This is a genomic window from Brevibacterium sp. GP-SGM9 (genome assembly GCF_047300845.1).
In the GTDB taxonomy this organism is placed as follows: Bacteria; Actinomycetota; Actinomycetes; order Actinomycetales; family Brevibacteriaceae; genus Brevibacterium.
The window spans coordinates 1,946,269-1,966,243 of sequence record NZ_CP178563.1 but is presented as its reverse complement, the minus strand read 5'-3'; the positions used below and the strand labels follow the sequence as shown (position 1 = coordinate 1,966,243).

The window sequence follows — 19,975 nt, the reverse complement described above, 5'->3', positions numbered from 1 at the left end:
GCTGTATGAGTATTTCACGAGTGGCCGTGGTCGGTGCCGGCATCCTCGGCGTCGCCATCGCCCGGGAGCTGACCGACCGCCTCCCCGATGCCGAGGTCACCGTGTTCGACAAGGCCGACCGCGTCGCCGCGCATCAGAGCGGGCACACCTCCGGGATCGTCGATTCCGGACTCGCTGAGGCGGCCGGATCGAAGGAGGCCAAGCTCGCCCGCCGTGGCGTGGAGCTCCTGGTTCCGTTCGTCAGCGGACGCGGCATTCCCTACCGAGAGTGCGGGCAGCTCCTCGTCGCGCAGACCACCGATGAGGCGGACCGTCTTGAGGAGCTCTTCACCGCCGCCGAGAAGAACGAGATCCCCGGGGTCAGGCTGCTTGAGCGCGGCGAGCTGCGCGAGATCGAACCGAATGCCAGGGGAGTGCTCGGCCTCTACTCCCCGCACACCGCGGTGACCGACTTCGCTGCGCTGACCGAGGCGCTCGCCTCCGATGTGATCGCGGCCGGGGGCGCCTTCGTCTTCGACACCGAAGTCACCGGTTTCGACGTGATGAGCAACGAAGTGCGGCTGCGCGGACGGAGTATTTCGGAGGTCGGCGGCGGTCAGGATCACTGTGCGGAAACAGGCGACGGCGACGGGGTCAGCGGGGTCAGCAGCGGCAAAGATGAAGGCACCCGCGAGGACCGGGACGACGACATCGACGAGCAGGTCCATGAGGTGCCGCGCACTTACCGGGGCGATGACGCCTCCGGCCCGGTCGTCGACTTCGGCGATGAGCTGCGCAGCCGCTTCGGCGGCCAGGACTGGTTCAAGCAGGTCGAGGATACCGTCGAGAACCTCACCGAGAAGCTATCGAACACCTGGTCAGGCAGAGGAGGCACTTCGGCACCCACGGATTCGCCGAATCGCGCCGAGGATTCCGGCCGTACCGTGAATGGGGATCGCACCGAGGATTCTGAGCACACCGAGAGGGCTGGCCGCGCCGAGAACTCGGACCACCAGGAGCGCACCCTGGGCACCTTCGACCTCGTCATCACCTGCGCCGGACTCCAGGCCGACCGTCTGGCCGAGGCTGCTGGGCTCAGCGCCGAACCCCGGATCGTCCCGTTCACCAGCGACGTCTACATCGTCGATGAGGCCGACACCGAGGTGGTCCGAGGAATCGTCGGCTCCGTGCCCGATCCCTCCGCCCCGTTTGCAGACGCCGCGCTGGTCCGAGGTGTGAACGGTTCGCTCATGCTCGGTCCTAACACCTTTGTCGCCTTCGGGCGTGAGAAGTACGAGAAGCGCGGATTCGACCTCGGCGACGTGGGCTCGACCGTGAAGTTCAAGGGCTTCTGGAAGTTCGCGGCCCAGACCGCGAAGACCGCAGCCCGGGGCGCCCGGCCGGTCGTCAGCAGATCCGCCTTCGTCGAGAGACTGCAGAAGTTCGTGCCGGCCCTCGACGCAGACAGCGTCGCCGCCGGACCGCGCGGAGTCAGAGCCCAAGCGATGAGCGCCGAAGGAGAGCTGATCAATGAGCTGCGCGAAGACAAGCGCGGGAGGCTGACCATGGTCAGGAGCATCCCTCGGTGGGGTGCCACCTCGGCGCTGGCCATCGCTGAGGACGTCGTCGATTGTGCCCTCGAGCCCCGGCGCTGATAACTGCGTCCTCGAATCCCGCTGGCACTGATAGCCGCGCCCTCGAATCTCGCGGCGCTGACAGCCGCGCCCTCGAATCCCACTGGCACCGTCACCCAGGCCGACCGAACAGAGACATGTTAGATTAGCTGAGGCTAACCAAACCATTTCCCTGGAGTGAAAGTGTCTCTACCCCAACTGTCCGCAGCTCGAGTCCGCTCCGCTCCCTCCCTTGCGACCGAGCCTCCGATCGCCTGGAAGCTCGACACGGCGGTGAATGGCTGATGAGCGGGCTGTGCACCTGGACCGACGACGGCGAAGCGTGGACTCTGCATCTGACCTTGCCGGCCGATCTGGTCCCGCCGGAACTCGGGATCACCGCGGTGGGAGTTTCCGCGATAGGGGACTCCGCGGTGGGGGGTTCCGGGATGGGGGACTCCGACGCCGAGGCGGGTGATGCGTCCGAGCCTGCACGCCGGAAGCTGTTCGCCGACCTCAACGGCGTCACCGATCGTCGGGATGTTCCTGGCGGAATCATGACTCTCACGGAGTCCGCGCAGGGATCGTCCTTCGTCGCCGAACTCCGGGTTCCTCGTGGCTTCCGCGGCAGTCTGGACTTCATGCCCGTGCCTGCCGGCATCGACTCCGCCGACCGGGAGACCTGGTTGGCCGCCCTCGACGAGGCCTTCATCCCGCGGGACACTGGGCTGCGCATCGTCAACGACATGTTCGGTCGACCCGTCTTCGAGATCGCGGCCCCCGATGCCAGGCCGCTGATCTGGACCGCCGATACAGGCGCGTCCGAGGAGGAGGCCGCAACGCCCGATGGGGTGGTCTCGACTGAGAAACGAGCGGACGATGCTGAGTCGGCCGGTTCGGTCGAACGGATCGAGGCCCTCGATTCCACACCACGGCGAGTCTGGACGTATCGACCCGAGCGCGCCCCCGCCTCGGCGCCGGTGCTCGTCGTCTTCGACGGACGCGCCTTCATCGACGGCGGACTGCTCACCGCGGTCGACGAACTCGTCAGCCCGCCCTCGTTAGTGCTCGCCGTCGACCATGCGCCACTCGAGCCCGCCTCGGATTCCTCCGCCTTCGAGGTGCGGGCCTCTGACCTGGTGATGAACCCGAGATTCTGCGACGAGGTCCTCGCGCTCGTCGACCGGCTCGCCCCGGAGTCCCGGAGCCGAAGCATCATCGCCGGAGCCTCCTACGGGGGTCTGGCCGCCGCCTACTTCGCGCTGCGCCGCGCGCAGGAATGCCGCGGAATCTGCCTGTCGCCATCGTTCTGGGAATCCGACGCACAGGGCAGGAGGATCTGGGACCACGTCCCCGGCGCCGGAGCCGCCGCGGACCCTCGTCCCGAATTCCTCATCGACCACGGAACCCTGGAAACGGCGATTGCGGATTCCGTCGCCGAGGCGGTCCCGGAGTTCTCGAACCGCGGCCTGAGCGTCGGGACCAGCACCTTCTCCGGCGGCCACGAATACCTGTGGTGGCGTGAACTCCTGCTCGTCCACCTCGCCGAGGTGCTCGCCGACACCCCAGTCTTGTCGAAGGCGTGAGGCAGGCTCAGCCGGAGCCCACTCAGCCGGAGTGACGCTCGAGGAACTGGTAGACCTCGGTGTCGTCGACTCCGGGGACCGCTCCCGGCGGAACCGCGGCCAGGAGTGAGGCGTGCATCCGCGCCGAGGGCAGGGACTTCTCCTCCCACTTCTCGGCCAGATCCTCCGGCGCCTGCCGGCAGCACGAAGGATCGGGGCATTCCGACTTCGAGCGAATCGGTGATTCCCGGCCTTCGAACCACTTCACGTGGGCGAAGGGCACGCCGACGCTGATGGCGTAGTCGCCGCCGGGCAGAACCCTGGCGGTGCACCAGTATGAGCCTTCCGGGGTGTCGGTGTACTGGTAGTAGGGGCTGAACCTGTCGGCGACTCGGAACACCGTCCGCGAGGTGAAGCGCTTGCACGCGAACTGGCCCTCGACGGCGCCGAGCGGGTCGGTCGGGAACGGCAGGCCGTCGTTCGAATACGCCTTGTGGATGGTCCCGGAATTGTGGACCTTCATGAAGTGGACCGGCAGGCCGAGGTGCTCGGTGGCGAGGTTCGTGAAGCGGTGGGCGGCGGTCTCGTAGCCGACGCCGAACATATCGCGCAGATGCTCCACGGAGAGTTCGCGCTTCTTCTTTGCCTCGGTGAGCATCGGCACCGCCGTGCGCTCGGGCAGCAGGATCGCCGCGGTCAGGTAGTTCGCGCCCACACGCTGCTTGAGGAAGTCCTCGAAGTCCGTAGGCGAATCGTAGCCGAGGACGTGCGGGGCGATGCTCGTGAGCAGGTGCGACCGGGGGTCGAAGGCCGCATCGGCATTCGGCAGGTAGATCCGTCTGTTCGCGGTGTCCGAGATCGACCGTGTCGACTCCGGCAGATCGGAGACGTAGTGGAGGCTGAACCCGAGCTTCTCGGCGATCAGCGCGGTCTGCCGCTGGGACACGGTGCCCGACTCGTACCCGACCAGGTCGAGCAGCTCCGCGGCCTGGGCCTCGAGGTCGGCGAAGTAGTTGTTCTTCTCGCGCATCCTCTCCCGCAGCTCCCGGTTCGCCCGCCTGGCCTCCTCGGGGGTGGCGGCCCTCCGCTCGAGGACCTCGGAGAGCTGACGCTGCAGGCCGACGATCGCCTCGAGCGCATCGGAGGGCAGGGACTTGATCCGCACCTGCGGCAGCCCCAGAGATGAGTACATGGGGGAAGCCTGATTGCGTTCGGCCTCGAGTTCGAGGGCCTGCCGATCGTCGACGGGGGAGGGGTCGATGAGCTCGGCCACGTCGGTCTTCAGGGCCTTGGCGATCGCGGTCAGGAGGGTGACAGAAGTTTCTCGCTTACCGTTCTCGATCGTCGAGATCTGGGAGGCTGCACGCCCCACTCCCTTGCCCAGCTCACTCAGGGTCAGCCCCTGCTGTTTGCGAAAAAACCGAATTCTTCTGCCGATACTCAATGGATCGGTCTGCTGATCGTTCTCGCTGAGATCGGCGTCAATGCTCATCAGGGCGGCTCCCGTCGACGATGTGGTCTGGTTCACTTTCGTGGAAACCAGTATGACAGAACCTGGAAATTTCTGAAACCGGAAAATCAGAGATTATTCATCCGGAAAACCTCTGTTACACCCCTTGCAGCGCCGACAGAATGAACTCATCAACCCCGAACGAGGAAGAGAGAAGGACAATGACTGAGAACACCACGCAGAACAGCTTGCACGATGCTGAAGCCATCCGCCGCGACTGGGCCACCAATGCCCGCTGGTCGGGAGTCGCTCGTGACTACGAGCCCGAGGATGTCGTCAAACTGCGCGGTTCGCTGATCGAAGAGCACACACTGGCCCGCCACGGCGCCGAGCGCCTGTGGAAGCAGGTCAGCTCCAGCGACATCAAATCGGGCGAGTACGTCAACGCACTCGGCGCGCTGACCGGCAACCAGGCAGTCGAGCAGGTCAAAGCCGGCCTCAACGCCATCTACCTCTCGGGCTGGCAGGTCGCCGCCGATGCGAACGCCGCCGGACAGACCTACCCCGATCAGTCGATCTACCCGGCCAACTCGGTGCCGCAGGTCGTGCGTCGGATCAACAACGCGCTGATGCGCGCCGACCAGATCGAGTCCTCGGAAGGCAACAAGAAGGTCGACGACTGGTTCGCTCCGATCGTCGCCGACGCCGAGGCGGGCTTCGGCGGTTCGATCAACGTCTACGAACTCATGCGCTCGATGATCGCTGCCGGCGCCGCCGGTGTGCACTTCGAGGATCAGCTCGGTTCCGAGAAGAAGTGCGGCCACCTCGGCGGCAAGGTTCTCGTTCCGACCTCGCAGCACATCCGCACTCTCAACGCGGCTCGCCTGGCGGCCGACGTGGAGAACGTGCCCAGCCTCGTGATCGCTCGCACCGACGCCGAGGCGGCCACGCTCATGACCTCGGACATCGACGAGCGCGATCAGCGCTTCGTCACCGGTGAGCGCACGGCTGAGGGCTTCTACAAGATCACGAACGGCATCGAAGCAGGCATCGCCCGCGGACTGTCGTTTGCGCCCTACGCCGACATGCTGTGGATGGAGACCTCCACACCGGATCTCGAGGCGGCCAAGCAGTTCGCCGATGCGATCCATGCCGAGTACCCGGATCAGATGCTCGCCTACAACTGCTCGCCGTCGTTCAACTGGCGGGGTCACCTCGACGATGCCACCATCGCGAAGTTCCAGCGCGAGCTGGGAGCCATGGGCTACAAGTTCCAGTTCATCACCCTGGCCGGCTTCCACGCGCTCAACTACTCGATGTTCGATCTGGCTCACGGTTACGCCCGCGAACAGATGAAGGCCTACGTCGACCTGCAGGAGCGCGAGTTCGCTGCCGAGGAACGCGGCTACACGGCCACCAGGCACCAGCGCGAGGTGGGCACCGGTTACTTCGACCTGGTTTCGACCGCGCTCAACCCGGAGTCCTCGACGACCGCGCTCGCCGGCTCCACCGAGACCGCTCAGTTCCACTGAGTTCCGCACCGGCCTGAGGGCCACCACGAATTCGGCGCGGATCGGCAGAGTTTTCACGGGGTTTACTCCGCCGGTCCGCGCCGTCACATTCGCACCACGACTTCCCAGAAACTCCCGCACCACCGGCACCACCTGCACCATCACAGCCACTGCACCACCACACCAGGCAGCAATCACAGCGCCACGACGGGTGAGGAGAAGCCCATGTCTTACATCAAGATCAACGCACCGCTCGAACCCGGCTTCGACACTGTCCTCTCGGAGCCCGCACTGAACTTCATCGCCGGACTCCATGACGAGTTCGCCGGCCACCTCGGCACACTGCTCACCGCACGCCGCAACCGGGCAACCGAGATGAACGGCGGCACCCTCCCGAGGTTCCGACCCGATACCGCTCGCATCCGCGCCGACCGCAGCTGGAAGGTCGCCGGTTCGACCGGTGCTCCCGGCCTCGAAGATCGTCGCGTTGAGCTGACCGGTCCGGTCACCGAACGCGAGGTGGTTGCGGCGCTGAACTCGCAGGCCAAGGTGTGGCTCGCCGATCTCGAAGACGCCACGAGCCCGACCTGGGCCAACGTCATCGGCGGACAGCTCAACCTCCACCGCGCCATCCGAGGACAGCTGCCCGGTGTGAACAACCGCAACCAGCCGACCATCGGACTGCGTCCCCGCGGCTGGCACCTGCCGGAGAAGCACCTGCTCTACGTCGATGATGCCGGCAAGGAGTTCTCCACCTCGGGACCGCTCGTCGACTTCGGTCTGTACTTCTTCCACAACGCCCGTCACCTCATCGACAGCGGCTCGGGCCCCTACTTCTACCTGCCCAAGCTCGAGTCCTCCGTCGAGGCTCGCCTGTGGAACAAGATCTTCGTCTACTCGCAGGACCGTCTGGGCATCGAGCAGGGCACCATCCGCGCCACCGCCCACATCGAGACGATCACGGCCGTGTTCCAGATGGAGGAGATCCTCTTCGAGCTGCGCGAGCACTGCGCCGGACTCGAAGCCGCCGGTTGGGACTACCTGTTCTCGGTGGTCAAGAACCTGCGCCACTCCACCGAGTTCGTTCTGCCCGACCGTGAGCGACTGAGGATGGACCTGCCGCTGATGAAGGCCTTCACCGACCGCCTCGTCGCCACCTGCCACCGTCGCGGTGCCCACGCGATCGGCACCATGAGCAACCTCATGGCCGAACACCCCGATGAGGCCTTCGTGGCCGCGGAGTTCGAGCGGATGCGCGAGGACAAGGCCCGTGAAGCCTGGCAGGGCTTCGACGGCACCTGGGTCGCCGATCCGGCGCTCGTGCCGGCTGCGCTGAGCGTCTTCGATGCCGCTCTCGGCTCGAAGCCGCACCAGCTGGAGAACAAGCGCCCCGATGTGCAGGTGACCAGCGACCACATCCTCGACATCACCGGCCTGGAGCCGATCGTCACCGAGGAAGGCGTGCGGATCAACATCCGCGTGGCCATCGGCTACATCAACGAATGGCTTGGCGGCAACGGCCATGTGGCCCTGGAGAACCAGCTCGAGGACATGTCGACCGCGGAGATCTCGCGCTCGCAGATCTGGCAGTGGATCCGTCACGGGGTGACCCTCGACAATGGCGGGCAGCTGACCCACCAGATGGTGGAGCGGTTCCTGGGCGAGGAGCTCGCACTGCTCGAGCGTCAGCCGGCCGATCACTTCACCGAGGCGATCGAGATCTTCCGGGCCAGCGCGCTCGGCGAGACCTTCCCCGACTTCCTCACGATGCCGGCCTACACCGACCACCTCGTCGACCGGGTGTCGAAGGCCAGCACCGAGGTCCACGCGGCCTGAGTCTCTCCCCCCACTGCTACCTGACGGCGGCCCAGCACCCTCGCGCGAGGGTGCTGGGCCGCCGTCAGGTAGCAGTGGGGTGTTGTGAGAGGGGGTGGGGGTGAGGGTGTGGTTCTGGGAGTGCTCGGGGTGCCTGCCGGGTGGTCAGCTGGCCTGTTCGGCCCAGCCTTCGGGCGGCCAGGGCTCACCGTCGGCCTGGGCATTGAGCTGGTAGGCGATCGCACCGTCGATGGATTCGCGGATGATGTCGGCGTGGCCGACATGACGGGCGATCTCCGTGTTCAGGTGAGCGAGGATCCACCGCACCGTCATCGCGAAGTCGGTGGGCATCCACGGGTTGTGCGGCATCGGCACCTGAGTGCCGAGGTCGATGTCTTTCTCGGCGACCGCCTGCCGTGCCGCTTCGATCTGGTCCATCGCACGATCGAAGATGACCACCACCTCGGCGATGTCGAAATCGGGGAGTGTGGAGCCGTCGAACATTCCCTCGAGACCGATCTCCCGGTTCATCGCCGCATGATCCGAGAACTCGATCGGCCGGGCGGGGTCCTTGACCTGCTGGATCCAGCCGTTGACGACCTGCGCGGAGTGGGTGATGAGCCCGGAGATGCTCAGGCCGCTGACCGTCGGCGTGCTGCGCGCCTGCTCATCGGTGAGTCCGAGGGCGGTGATCTTGAGCTGAGTGCACTGTTGGGTGAGGAAGCTGAAGGCGGCGTCGGCCTCGGTGGTAACCGAAGGGGCGAAGAAGGGCATGATCTCTCCTGTGTTTCTCGTGCGATGCGCTTGTCCCGCAGCACGGTGAGCTGCTGATCCGGTGTTCCGGTTGGCTGTTCCCAGCATCCACTCACTTGAGGACATACGATGTCCGCATTGGATGATCGAATGAAGACTCCCGAATATGGGATTGAAATAGGTGGAGAAGCCGGTCGAAGAGGAGGAATGACCATGCACTCGGAGACCCGGCTTCTGTCCCTCCTCGGCATGTTCGCCTCGGGCCGCATCTTTTCGGCCGCTGAGCTGGCCGAACGCTTCGATGTGACACCGCGGACCATTCGCCGCGACATCGCCTCCCTGCGTGAAATCGGCTATGTCATCGGTTCGGTTCCCGGCACCGAGGGCGGCTACCGTGCCGAGTCCCGAACGGTGCTGCCGCCGCTGCAGCTCGAGTCCGGGGAGGCATTGTCGACCGCGGTCGGCCTCGCCCTCCTGCGCGGGGCTGGGCTGAGCACCGCGAACGCGGATTCGGCCACCGAGAAGCTGCGCGGGATGCTGCCTGCCGACATGCAGGCGACGGTGCGCGACATCGGCACCGCTGTCAGCGTCCTGCCTGGTCATGCCCCGGGAATCGACCTCGGGGCGGTCATCGAGCTCGCCTCGGCGATCGCGTCCCGTGCAGTCGTGACCTTCGACCATCGGAAGGGCAGAGTACCCCGCGCCGAGGCGGCCGGAGCCGTGGACGCCCCGACGGACAAGGCGGCGCCTGACCGGCAGGAGACAGAGGGCAGGCGCGTCGAACCGGTCCGCCTCGTCGTCCTCGGCGCCCATTGGTATCTCTACGCCTGGGATCTCGACCGGGCCGACTGGCGGTCGTTCCGACTCGATCGGATGAGCGCCGTCCACGCCACGACGTTCACCTTCGCCCACCGGCCCCATCCCGACGCCGAGGCGGCCGTGAGTTCCGCGGTGACCACCTCGGCGTATCGGCACACCGTCGTCCTCCGGGCCCAGGTCACGGTCGAGGAGGCGAAGGACTGGTTCCCGACGAGATCGGCGACGATCACCGAGGCGGCCGATGGCGTGCGTATCGAGTTCGGCGTCGATGATCTGCGGTGGGCGGCCGTGATGGCCACGGCCACTCCCGGAGACGTGGAAGTCATCGAGCCGGCCGAACTGCGCGAAGAGCTGAGGACGCTCGGCGAACGGGCGCGGCGAGTCGCTGAGAAGGGTTGAGACCTGCCGGGAATCGCCGCGATCACACACGGAGTGAACCCCGAATGAATGTTTCGCCTGCTTGTCAATATACTGGGAGCCATGACGATTCTCATTGGCTACCTTCCTGCTCCCGAGGGCGAGGCGGCTCTGCGGGCTGGATTCGCGGAAGCCAAGCTGCGCTCAAGCAACGCCGTTGTGATCAACTCACAGCGACGAGGTGCCAGCGGATCCCCCACGGAGATCGGCGAGGATGAGATCGAGCGGATCGTCGCTCTGGGCAAGGAGTCCGACGTCGAGGTGGAGGTGCTCCAGCCCGATCACGAGGATGACCTACCCGGCACCCTCAACGACCTCGCCATCGAGTACTCGGCGCAGCTCATCGTCATCGGACTGCGCAAGCGCTCGGCCATCGGCAAGTTCATCCTCGGTTCGCAGGCGCAGCGAATCCTGCTCGAGGCCGAAGTCCCGGTCCTCACCGCCAAGGCCTGAGCCTCAGCTCCGGCGAGAGACTCTCAGACGAGAGACCGCCCGGCAAGAGACTGCCCGGCGACTCATCTCACCGGCTCAAGTCCCCAGCCCCAGGCGAGCAGCTCGGCCAAAGACACTCCCTGAGAGTCACTGAGGTCGGCGATCTGCGTCCGACACGAATACCCGTCGGCAAGCACGACCTGGAGCGCAGAATCGCGGCCGTCTGCACCACCGCCCCCGTCCGCAGAATCGCCTCTGTCAGCAGAGCCTCCGCCGCCCTCCGCAACACGGGCCCTGGTCACGCTCTCACGTTCGCGCAGCGCCGGCAGCAGGGCCACCTCGGCGACGGCGACCGAGGTCTCATAGTGCCCTGCTTCGACCCCGAAGTTCCCGGCCAGGCCGCAGCAGCCGCCGAGGAACCGGGTGTCCGCACCGGCCCTGGCCAGCAGCTCCTTGTCCGCTGCAACCCCGAAGATCGCCGACTGGTGACAGTGCGGCTGCACGAGCGCCTCGACCCCGTCCAGCGACGGCAGCTCGGCACCGATGCTCAGCAGATACTGCGCCAAGGTCTGCACCCGATCCGCCACCCGCGCCGAGGCGGCATCCGCGAGAAGCTTGCGCGAATCGTCCTTGAGCGTGGCCAGACACGAGGGTTCGACCCCGAGGATCGGCACATCCCCGGTGGCATCGAGGGCTGAGATCGTCGCCCCCAGATTCGCCCGAGCCGCGTCGAGCTGGCCGGTCGAGATCAACGGCAGACCACAGCAGACGGTCTGCTCGACGACGCGCACCCTCACCCCGGCACGCTCGAGCACGGCCACCGCGGCCGCGAGGATCCGCGGGGCGAAATGATTCGACCAGGAATCCGCGAACAGGATCACCTCACGAACCGGGCTCGGTCGACTTCCGCCGAGGCGGGCCTCGTCCGACCGCCCGACCGCAGCTCCACGCCCGGTGCCCGAAGACCCCGCACCCGCCTCGGTGGCGGTGTTCCACCACTTCCGGAAGGTCGTCGACGCGAACTGCGGAATCGACCGGCGAACGTCGATGCCGGCGATCCGCTTCGCCACGGTCGTCAGCCCCGGCAGCCCCGAAAGCCGGTTGACCAGGGGCGCGACCGGGGTCGTCAGCCGTGCGAGCTGAGGCAGGAACCCGAGGGCATAGTGCTTGAGCGGACGCAGCCTGCCCTTGTACGACTGGTGGAGGACCTCGGCCTTGTAGGTGGCCATGTCCGTGCCGGTCGGACACTCGGTCCCGCAGGCCTTGCACGACAGGCAGAGGTCGAGCGCCTCGGCGACCTCGGGGGAGTCCCACCGCGGCTCGAGCAGATCGCCCGAGACCATCTCCTGGAGCACCCGCGCCCTTCCCCGAGTCGAATGCCGCTCATCCCGAGTGGCCTGAAAGGACGGACACATGGTGCCGCCGCTGCCGGCCGAATCCGCGCGGCATTTGCCGACCCCGGTACAGCGATGCACCGCGGAGGCGAAGCCGTCGGCCTCACCCTGATAGGCCATGGCGAGCTCGCCCGGCAGCAGCTGCCGCAGGGGCAGCTGAGTGAGGCGAAGCGATTCGTCGAGGCCGTCGGGGTCGACGATGACCCCTGGGTTGAGCAGATGCTGCGGATCGAAGAGGTCCTTGACCTGGGAAAACAGTTCGAGCACCGCGGGCGGGTACATCAGCCGCAGCAGCTCGGAACGCGCCCTCCCGTCCCCGTGCTCACCGGAGACCGACCCGCCGTAGCGGGCGACGAGCTTCGTGGCTGCGACCATGAAATCGCGCATCAGCTGCCGCCCGTTCGGGTCCTCGAGCGGAAAGTCGACGCGCATGTGCAGGCACCCGTCCCCGAAGTGCCCGTAGGGAATCCCCCACAGCCCGTGCGCGTCCAGCAGCTCCATGAGGTCACGGAGATAGTCGCCGAGGCGTTCGACCGGAACCGCCGAATCCTCCCACCCGGCGTGGGCGTCGCGCCCGTCCGGGGTGCGTGAGACCAGGCCGGCCCCGTCGGCGCGGATCGCCCACACCTCCGCGGCCGCTGCCCGGTCGAGGACCGCGGAGTCGAGCGATTTCGACTCCGTGATCAGCCGGTTCGTCTCTGCGATCAGGTGGACCTCGTCCTCCCCGGTGAGTTCGACGACGAGCCACCCGGCGCCCTCGGGCAGGCCCGGGGCCGCCTCGGCGCCCTTGGTCTCGATGACCCGATTGAGCATGCGGGCGTCGAGTCCCTCGCAGGCGGCGACGGGGAAGTCCCCCAGCAGCGGGGCATCGTGGGCGGCTGCCACCATGTCCTCATAGCCGAGCACCACCGCTGAGGTGAAGGCGGGGTTCTGGACCAGGCGCATCTTCGCGGCGAGGACGATTCCCCAGGTGCCCTCGGTCCCGGCGAAGGCGCGGCGGAGGTCGAAGCCGTTCTCCGGCAGGAGGGACTCGAGACCGTATCCGGAGACCTGACGGGAGAAGGTGCCGAAGTTCGTGCGGATCGTGCCGAGGTGCTCGGCGACGAGTTCGTGCAGACGCGGGAAGGTCTCGGTGCAGTCGCCCTCATCGAGAGTGACCACGGTGCCGTCGATGAGCATGACGGTGAGCGCCAGGATGTTGTCGCCGGTGCGTCCGTAGCCGAGCGCGCGAGGACCGCAGGCATTGTTGCCGATCATGCCGCCGATGGTGCACCGGGTGTGGGTCGAAGGATCCGGACCGAACCGCAGGCCATGGGGTGCGGCCTGCGCCTGCAGGTGCGCATGGACGCACCCGGGCTGGACCCAGGCGGAGCCTTCGACCGGGTCGAGGTCGAGGACGCGATTCATATGGCGGGAGAAGTCGAGGATGATGCCGGTGCCGATCGCATTGCCGGCGATCGAGGTCCCGGCACCGCGGCCGGTGACGGGAATGCCGTGGCGACGAGCGACGGCCAGAGTGCGGGCGACATCGGCCTCGTCATGGGGGAAGACGATGGCCTCGGGGACGAGCCGGAACAGCGATGCGTCTGAGGAGTAGGCAGCCCTGTCGGTATCGGCGAGGCTGAAGTCGCTGATCCCGACGGCCGAGAACTCCTCGTCGAGTCGAACCTCGGAACGTGCTGCTGTTGCAGGCTGCAGTGCGGTCATACTCGCATTCTGCCACCCGCGCACCCGCCGCGGTACGTTATCGTTTCGTTATAAATAGACGCTGAATCTCCCAGGATGAAGCCACTGGTTCCATGATCCGAGAATTCTTGGCGGATTGTCATATTCGTGGTATTTAATTGGACTACATCATTTTGTGGCGTCCGGCCACATGCGAATGCAGGGGAAGAAACCATGTCGCGTCGTGCTCGTGAATTGACAGTTGATCAGACGGCATTAGTCGGTGCCGTTCGAAAGGTTTCCCGACAGCGGGCCAAAATCAACACCGACTACGTGATGGCGATTCTGCGCGCCCGCGAGGAGGGGGCGACCTTCGGTGCGATCGCTGAGGCTGCCGGCACCTCTTCGCAGGCCGTGCAGGAGATCGTGCGCAGGCACGGTCCCGTCCGCCGACCGGAGAAGGCGCAGGCGGCCGCAGAGTCCGCATAATCCCGAGAGCTCAGGGGATCCCTCGGTCACGGGCGACCGGTCGGGGATCCTCCGAGAGGTGCGATTCGGGTCGGTGGTCCGCAGACGATGCGGACCGCCGATTCCTGCTTCCCCGCGCCTTCGGGCCGGCTACCGACCGGTAGCCGGGTTGCCGGGCTTCGTCACCGTTGCATAACAAGATCGCTTTATTGTGGAATCTGCCGCCGAGGCGTGCATACTCGGTCGGAATATTGACGCCGAATCTGTTTTATCCGCAGCTTGGACCACTGGTATAGCAATTCTGAGCTGCTTGTCCCATTCTCGCCGTACGGCAATTGCGGAAATGATGAAACGAACCTGTCGTGTTCGGGCTCCGATCGGCCACAGATCCGCGCCGGGAGGGGATTAGATGCAAGAAGCACATACTCGGCCCTGTATTGCAGTGTTGTTACACGGGCGACGGCGCCGTTTAGAGTGGTCGGTATGAGCGCACAGCCCGAACAACTTCCGCCTGAGATCGCCGACCACCCCCTGATCCTCATCGCCTCCGATCTCTCGGCCATGGCCTGGGAGCAGATGCTTGCGTGGCGGGGGCGGCTTGGGTCGAGACTGGACGCCTCGGTCGTCGACACCAAGACCTCGCCGAACGATCTCGTGACACTCGCGGATGCTGAGATCGAATCCCTCGTTCGCGGATATCTCGCCGCGGTCCGACCCGATGACCTCATGGTCGGCGAGGAGGGCGCCCCGGCCATCGACCCGGTGGAGTTCTTCCCGCTCGAGTTCCTACGGGGCCTCAACTGCTTCGACGCTGCTGCCGGGTGGCTGCGGGATCCGGCAGCAGGCTCGGCGGACCGCGGCGGTGCGTCCTCGCGTTTCGAGTGGCACGTCGACCCGATCGACGGGACCGTCAACTATGTCCGCAACATCGAGCACTACGCGTTCTCGGTCGGAGTCTGCGAGGCCGGAGCCGCATCCGTGGGGGAGGGGCCCTGGTGCATCGGCCTCGTCGCCTCTCCTGGGCTCAACGTCACATGGTCGGCAGTGGCCGGACTCGGCGCCTATCGGATTTCGGGACGAATGGCCGCCCGGACCGCAGACGACAGCCGTCCAACATCTGAGATTCCCGCAAGGCGGCTGCGTGGCACACCGTCAGGTCTGTCCGGTCGCCTGCTCGCCACCGGCTTCGCCTACACCGGCGACAACCGGGACCCGCAGCTGGCCAAACTCAACTCCCTGATGACCGGCTACGACGACATCCGTCGCTGCGGTTCGGCCGCCATTGATCTGTGCATGATCGCCGAAGGTAAGGTCAACAGCTACGCCGAACGCGGGCTCGGAATCTACGACTATGCAGGTGGGGCGCTCATTGCCGAGGAATCCGGTGCTCAAGTTCGCCGTGGCGGCGCAGGCGGGCCGACGGCGGCCGCGACCGATTCCGCTGAGGTCGAGCGCCTGATCGCCACCATCTGACCGCCCACCGCGGGATGCGCGAGGCCGCTTCCGCGTCGCCGCACCGACGCCGTCCTTGAGCACCGACCACAGCAGGATCACGGCGATGACGATCTCGACCCAGTTCATGGCGGTGAAGACGAGCCGACCGATGCCCAACCCCAAGGGGATCGTGATCCCCGGGGCCTGGAACTTCAAGGGTGCCTCGATGAGCGAGATGCCGATGATCAACCCGAGCCACACGGCAGGGAGGACAACTCGTGCACCGGCGACGAGCCGGGTGTCTTGGGTGCTGATGACATTGGCCATACCTCGGATTCCACTCCCGGTAGAAAGCGGGCAGACAGCGGGCAGACAGTGGGTGGTGAAACACCCCTGACCCGGGCCCCGCGCTCGCGAATCCGCGCCCTAGACTGGTGATCATGCGTCTGTTCTCCAACGCCATCGTGCGCACGTTCGCCCCCGCGGCGCCGACTTCCACATCGCACCCCTCCGACCCGGAGTCGACCCTCCCAGAGCACGCCGATGATCCGGCGGCCTCTGACACCCCGCCCGAGGCCATCCTCGTCGACGGCGAGACGATCGTGGCCATCGGCACGCGCGCCGAACTGCTCGACATCGCGGCCGCGGAGTCTTCCACGACGGCGGCGCTCGCCTCGGCGGGTGGGGTCGGGGCCACCACCGTCATCCCCGGGCCCACGCTCGAGGAGATCGACTGCCAGGGGCAGGTCATCCTGCCGGGATTCGTCGATGCGCACATGCATTCGATCGCCTACGCGAACTCGCTCGAAGAGCTCGACCTCTCCGGAACCCGATCCCTCGCCGAGGCGGTCGAAGCGATCCGTGAACGTGCCCAGACGCTGCCGTTGGGGGAGTGGGTCGTCGGCTCCGGCTGGGACCTCAACAAATGGGACGACCCCCGCTACCCGGACCGGGAGCTGCTCGATGAGCTCGTACCCGACCACCCGGTGGCCATGTGGTCACTCGACCTGCACACCCTGTGGGCCAACGCCCACGCGCTCGAGATCGCCGGCATCGACGCGCTCACCGCGGACCCCTGGGGCGGAGAATTCGTCCGCGACCACGACGGAGAGCTGACCGGACTCGTCCGCGAGGACGCCACCGACCTCGTCGCCAGATTCATCCCCGAACCCTCCCGCGAGCCGCAGATCGAACGCCTCGACCGGACACAGCGGCTGTTCCTGTCCCAGGGCCTGACCGGCATCCACGACTTCGACGGAATCCCCTCGACGCTGGGGTGGAACGACCTGCGCGAAGCCGACCGGCAGCACATTCGGGTGACGAAGTACCTGCGCGGCAACGAGGTTCCGTGGGCGATCGAAACCGGTTGGCACACCGGTGACGGCGATGACTGGCTGCGCCGAGGTGGCCTCAAGCTGTTCTCGGACGGGGCCCTCGGTTCACACACCTCTCATATGTCCTCACCGTTCCCCGCCCCGGAGGTGGAAACGGAGGTGGAGGCGGAGCCGACACCCGAACCGGCGGCTAAGTCGGCCACGGACCCGGCGGACACCGGCGACACCACCGCTGCCGCCGTGTCCTACTCCTACCCGGGTTCTGTCCCCGAATCCGTGCTCAGCGATGAGGCGGCCGAAGCCAACTACGGCATCGCTCAGATGTCCGAAGACGACCTGTTCGAGAATGCGCGCTGGGCCACCGAAGCCGGCATCTCAGTGGCCATCCACGCCATCGGCGACCAGGCCAACCATCATGTGCTCAACGTCTTCGAACGCCTTCGGGAGACCACCCGGGCCGCCGAGGCCCGCTACGAGCGACCGCTGCGTCATCGGGTCGAACACGCCCAGTTCATCCAGCCCGAGGATGTCGCACGGTTCCGGGACCTCGACGTCATCGCCTCGATGCAGCCGCGCCACTGCATCTCCGATCTGCATCTTCTCCACCTCATCGACGAATCCGCGCAGCTCGCCGCCTATGCCTGGCCGGACCTGCTGGCGGCGGGTGCCCATGTGGCCTTCGGCTCCGACGGCCCGGTCGAGCACGCGAACCCCTTTGCCGCGATCTATGCGGCGATGACCAGGGCGAACATCTCTGGTGATGCGAGCACGAGCTTCCAACCGGAACGTCGCATGACCGCCGCCGAGGCGATCCGTCAGCACACCCAAGGCGCGGCCTATGCGGCCGGTCTTGAACAGCGCTCCGGGTATCTGGCGCCCGGGATGGATGCCGACTTCATCGTCGTCAACACCGACCCGTGTGCGGCCGAAGGCCTCGATCCCGAGTGGACACGGTCGGGTGCCGACTCGGATCCCGCCGGCCCGGGCCACACGCGCGACGGTCTCCTCGGCTACGAGTCCGAACAGGCCCTCTTCGCCCATGCCGAGGCGATCCGGGACACCCGTGTCGCCCTGACTGTCGTCGGCGGCGAGGTGAAATACCGGGCGTGATGGTCCACACTCACTTCGACGGGTGGCAGAGGTGCGCCCCGGAGCGCCGATGACCCGACGTCCCCGCGGGGACGCCGGTCCGGCAACCTGAAACGGCTCAGATGTGGCGGCCGCCGGAGATCTCGGTGACCGTGCCCGTCAGGTAGCTCGAGAGCCCGGAGGCGAGGAACAGCACCACCGAGGCGACCTCCTCGGGTTCGCCTGGGCGGCCGAGCGGGATGTCGGCGAGCTTCGAATCGATCGCGTGCTGCGGCATCGCCTGCGTCATCGCGGTGTTGATGAAGCCGGGCTGGATCGCGTTGATGCGGATGTTCTTGAACGCGACTTCCTTGGCCACGGCCTTGGTCATGCCGACGATGCCGGCCTTGGCTGCGGAGTAGTTCGACTGGCCGGGGTTGCCGACCTTGCCGCTGATCGAGGACACATTGACGATCGAGCCGCCGCGGTCCTGCTCGCGCATGAGTGCCGTGGCGACCTTGAGGCCGTTCCAGGTGCCGCGCAGGTGCACGGAGATGACGTCGTCGAACTCCTGTTCGCTCATCTTCCGGATCGTCGCATCGCGGGTGATGCCGGCGTTGTTGACCCAGATGTCGACGCCGCCGAAGGCCCGCGTGGCCGCCTCGGCGAGCTCCTGCACATTCTCCAGCGAAGACACATTGCACACGACGCCGACGGCCGCATCCGCACCGCCGAGCGATTCGACGGCGGCAGCGAGGCTCTCCTCATTCATATCCCCGAGGACGACCTTCGCCCCGGAATCGACGAGGGATCGGGCCATCGCAAGGCCGAGGCCCTGCCCGCCGCCGGTGACGACGGCGACCTTGCCGGCCAGCAGGCCGGGGACGGCGGAGACACCATGGGCGTCGGGAGTGGGTGCTGGTGAGTCGGTCATGGGTTCCTTCTTTCCGTGGAAATGTCCGTGGATTGTTTGGTCGAGGCGATAACCGGGCGATCCGGTGATGGGGCTGGTGGAGCGATCTACAGGTTGAACTGTTGTTTGTGGGCGCCTCCCAGCAGCTGCCGGGCGACGACGACGCGCTGGACTTCGGAGGTGCCTTCGTAGATGCGGAACAGGCGGGCGTGACGGTAGAAGCGCTCGACGGCCGACTCGCGCATGTAGCCCATACCGCCCTGGATCTGCACGCCTTTGTCGGCGATGCGGGCCAAGGCCTCGGAGGCGAAGAGCTTCGCCGAGGAGGGGCCGAGCTTGCGATCGGTCTCGGCGTCCCAGCGCTGCGCGGCGGCGAGGACGATCGCCTTGGCGGCGGCCACCTCGGTGTAGATGTCGGCGAGCATGCCCTGGACCAGCTGGAACCGGGCGATGGGCTCCCCGCCCTGTTTCGCCTCGGCGGCGAACTTCACGGATTCGTCGAGGATCCGGATGCCCTGGCCCACGCAGATCGCGGCGATGTGCAGCCGCCCCTTGTTCAGGGAGGCCATGGCCGCGTAGAAGCCCTTCTCCTCCTCACCGCCGATGAGGTTGGCGGCGGGGACGCGGACGTCGTCGAAGAAGATCTCCGAGGTCCAGGCCCCGGCCTGGCCCATCTTGTGATCGTGGGGGCCGACGGTCACACCCTCGGCGGTGGTCGGGACGAGGAATACCGAGATGCCCTTCGAACCCTTGGCGCTCGGATCGGTGCGGGCGAAGACCATGAGGACGTCGGAGGACTCGGCGTTCGTGATGAAGCGTTTGCTGCCGGTGATGACGTAGTCCTCGCCGTCGCGGACAGCACGGGTGCGCATGCCCGAGGGATCAGATCCCGCCTCGGACTCGGTCAGCGCGAAGGAAGCGACGACCTCGCCGGAGCTCAGCTTCGGCAGCCATTCGCTCTTCTGCTCATCGGTGCCGTAGTTGACGAGCACCTGCCCGGCGATGCCGTTGTTCGTGCCGAACACGGACCGGAAGGCCGGCGTCGTGTAGCCGAGTTCCATGGCCAGCTGCGCATCCTGTTCGGCGTTCATGCCCAGCCCGCCGTACTCCTCCGGCAGGGCCCAACCGAAGAGTCCCATCTGCGCGGATTCGTCGATGATGGACTGCGGGATGGCGTCCTCGGCCTCGATGTCGGTCTCGAGGGGGACGACCTTCTCGCGGACGAATTCGCGGACGATCGAGAGGATGTCGTCGAGTTCCGAGTTGTCCATGCTGCCTTCTCCTTGTGATTGGTGGGACGTCGGTGTCGCCGAGGTGGTTGTGCGCCGGGGCGCTCAGGTGACGA

Annotated in this window: 14 protein-coding genes and 1 pseudogene; 9 read left to right on the top strand and 6 right to left on the bottom strand. The window is 66.5% G+C overall.

Annotated elements, in window-relative coordinates; genetic code table 11:
• Positions 1 to 5 precede the first annotated feature (5 nt).
• Both ACH82I_RS08890 and ACH82I_RS08885 read left to right on the top strand, forming a co-directional pair.
• Complete coding sequence (locus ACH82I_RS08890) at positions 6 to 1,634, top strand: FAD-dependent oxidoreductase (RefSeq protein WP_413336704.1); 1,629 nt, start codon at positions 6 to 8, stop codon at positions 1,632 to 1,634.
• A 263-nt stretch (positions 1,635 to 1,897) separates the two neighbouring features.
• On the top strand, positions 1,898 to 3,178 hold the full coding sequence (locus ACH82I_RS08885; protein WP_413336703.1) for an alpha/beta hydrolase: 1,281 nt from the start codon (positions 1,898 to 1,900) through the stop codon (positions 3,176 to 3,178).
• 22 nt (positions 3,179 to 3,200) lie between these two features.
• Here ACH82I_RS08885 and ACH82I_RS08880 read toward each other — a convergent pair whose 3' ends face one another.
• On the bottom strand, positions 3,201 to 4,649 hold the full coding sequence (locus ACH82I_RS08880; RefSeq protein WP_413336751.1) for a helix-turn-helix domain-containing protein: 1,449 nt from the start codon (positions 4,647 to 4,649) through the stop codon (positions 3,201 to 3,203).
• A 179-nt stretch (positions 4,650 to 4,828) separates the two neighbouring features.
• Between ACH82I_RS08880 and aceA the strand changes: the two genes are divergently transcribed.
• A complete protein-coding gene (gene aceA, locus ACH82I_RS08875) occupies positions 4,829 to 6,139 on the top strand; it encodes an isocitrate lyase (protein ID WP_230748443.1) in 1,311 nt (436 codons plus the stop codon).
• A gap of 204 nt (positions 6,140 to 6,343) precedes the next feature.
• Positions 6,344 to 7,954 carry a malate synthase A gene (aceB, locus tag ACH82I_RS08870; RefSeq protein WP_413336702.1) on the top strand — a complete coding sequence of 537 codons (1,611 nt, stop codon included), beginning with the start codon at positions 6,344 to 6,346 and terminating at the stop codon, positions 7,952 to 7,954.
• Between the two features lie 144 nt (positions 7,955 to 8,098).
• On the opposite strand, the gene ACH82I_RS08865 is transcribed toward aceB, so the two are convergent.
• The gene (locus ACH82I_RS08865; protein WP_413336701.1) at positions 8,099 to 8,707 is read right to left on the bottom strand and encodes a DUF664 domain-containing protein; all 609 of its coding nucleotides are present in this window, start codon (positions 8,705 to 8,707) and stop codon (positions 8,099 to 8,101) included.
• Positions 8,708 to 8,893: 186 nt separating this feature from the next.
• Here ACH82I_RS08865 and ACH82I_RS08860 point away from each other — a divergent pair, with 186 nt between their 5' ends.
• Positions 8,894 to 9,904 (top strand): helix-turn-helix transcriptional regulator, encoded by a 1,011-nt coding sequence (locus ACH82I_RS08860; protein ID WP_413336700.1) that lies wholly within the window; start codon positions 8,894 to 8,896, stop codon positions 9,902 to 9,904.
• Positions 9,905 to 9,985: 81 nt separating this feature from the next.
• Positions 9,986 to 10,375, top strand: a complete 390-nt coding sequence (locus tag ACH82I_RS08855; RefSeq protein WP_230748286.1) for a universal stress protein — start codon at positions 9,986 to 9,988, stop codon at positions 10,373 to 10,375.
• 62 nt (positions 10,376 to 10,437) lie between these two features.
• Here the strand turns inward: ACH82I_RS08855 and ACH82I_RS08850 are convergent, their stop codons facing one another.
• Positions 10,438 to 13,455: an FAD-binding and (Fe-S)-binding domain-containing protein gene (locus ACH82I_RS08850; RefSeq protein WP_413336699.1), complete on the bottom strand. Its 3,018-nt coding sequence runs from the start codon at positions 13,453 to 13,455 to the stop codon at positions 10,438 to 10,440.
• Between the two features lie 294 nt (positions 13,456 to 13,749).
• Here ACH82I_RS08850 and ACH82I_RS08845 point away from each other — a divergent pair, with 294 nt between their 5' ends.
• A complete protein-coding gene (locus tag ACH82I_RS08845) occupies positions 13,750 to 13,902 on the top strand; it encodes a hypothetical protein (RefSeq protein WP_230748290.1) in 153 nt (50 codons plus the stop codon).
• Positions 13,903 to 14,364: 462 nt separating this feature from the next.
• Positions 14,365 to 15,354 carry an inositol monophosphatase family protein gene (locus ACH82I_RS08840; protein WP_413336698.1) on the top strand — a complete coding sequence of 330 codons (990 nt, stop codon included), beginning with the start codon at positions 14,365 to 14,367 and terminating at the stop codon, positions 15,352 to 15,354.
• Positions 15,355 to 15,411: 57 nt separating this feature from the next.
• Here ACH82I_RS08840 and ACH82I_RS08835 read toward each other — a convergent pair.
• A pseudogene (locus ACH82I_RS08835) lies at positions 15,412 to 15,642 on the bottom strand (hypothetical protein); the annotation flags it as partial.
• Positions 15,643 to 15,755: 113 nt separating this feature from the next.
• On the opposite strand from ACH82I_RS08835, the gene ACH82I_RS08830 reads away from it, so the two are divergent.
• Positions 15,756 to 17,759 carry an amidohydrolase gene (locus ACH82I_RS08830; protein ID WP_413336697.1) on the top strand — a complete coding sequence of 668 codons (2,004 nt, stop codon included), beginning with the start codon at positions 15,756 to 15,758 and terminating at the stop codon, positions 17,757 to 17,759.
• A 97-nt stretch (positions 17,760 to 17,856) separates the two neighbouring features.
• On the opposite strand, the gene fabG is transcribed toward ACH82I_RS08830, so the two are convergent.
• Positions 17,857 to 18,651: a 3-oxoacyl-ACP reductase FabG gene (gene fabG, locus ACH82I_RS08825; protein ID WP_230748295.1), complete on the bottom strand. Its 795-nt coding sequence runs from the start codon at positions 18,649 to 18,651 to the stop codon at positions 17,857 to 17,859.
• An 86-nt stretch (positions 18,652 to 18,737) separates the two neighbouring features.
• Positions 18,738 to 19,901 (bottom strand): acyl-CoA dehydrogenase family protein, encoded by a 1,164-nt coding sequence (locus ACH82I_RS08820; protein WP_413336696.1) that lies wholly within the window; start codon positions 19,899 to 19,901, stop codon positions 18,738 to 18,740.
• Positions 19,902 to 19,975 lie beyond the last annotated feature (74 nt).

Coding starts and splice junctions, on each gene's coding strand:
- ACH82I_RS08865 (WP_413336701.1), bottom strand. CDS start 8,707: ATGCCCTTCTTCGCCCCTTCGGTTACCACCGAGGCCGACGCCGCCTTC.
- fabG (WP_230748295.1), bottom strand. CDS start 18,651: ATGACCGACTCACCAGCACCCACTCCCGACGCCCATGGTGTCTCCGCC.
- aceA (WP_230748443.1), top strand. CDS start 4,829: ATGACTGAGAACACCACGCAGAACAGCTTGCACGATGCTGAAGCCATC.
- ACH82I_RS08860 (WP_413336700.1), top strand. CDS start 8,894: ATGACCATGCACTCGGAGACCCGGCTTCTGTCCCTCCTCGGCATGTTC.
- aceB (WP_413336702.1), top strand. CDS start 6,344: ATGTCTTACATCAAGATCAACGCACCGCTCGAACCCGGCTTCGACACT.
- ACH82I_RS08890 (WP_413336704.1), top strand. CDS start 6: ATGAGTATTTCACGAGTGGCCGTGGTCGGTGCCGGCATCCTCGGCGTC.
- ACH82I_RS08850 (WP_413336699.1), bottom strand. CDS start 13,455: ATGACCGCACTGCAGCCTGCAACAGCAGCACGTTCCGAGGTTCGACTC.
- ACH82I_RS08845 (WP_230748290.1), top strand. CDS start 13,750: ATGGCGATTCTGCGCGCCCGCGAGGAGGGGGCGACCTTCGGTGCGATC.
- ACH82I_RS08885 (WP_413336703.1), top strand. CDS start 1,898: ATGAGCGGGCTGTGCACCTGGACCGACGACGGCGAAGCGTGGACTCTG.
- ACH82I_RS08840 (WP_413336698.1), top strand. CDS start 14,365: ATGAGCGCACAGCCCGAACAACTTCCGCCTGAGATCGCCGACCACCCC.
- ACH82I_RS08830 (WP_413336697.1), top strand. CDS start 15,756: ATGCGTCTGTTCTCCAACGCCATCGTGCGCACGTTCGCCCCCGCGGCG.
- ACH82I_RS08880 (WP_413336751.1), bottom strand. CDS start 4,649: ATGAGCATTGACGCCGATCTCAGCGAGAACGATCAGCAGACCGATCCA.
- ACH82I_RS08820 (WP_413336696.1), bottom strand. CDS start 19,901: ATGGACAACTCGGAACTCGACGACATCCTCTCGATCGTCCGCGAATTC.
- ACH82I_RS08855 (WP_230748286.1), top strand. CDS start 9,986: ATGACGATTCTCATTGGCTACCTTCCTGCTCCCGAGGGCGAGGCGGCT.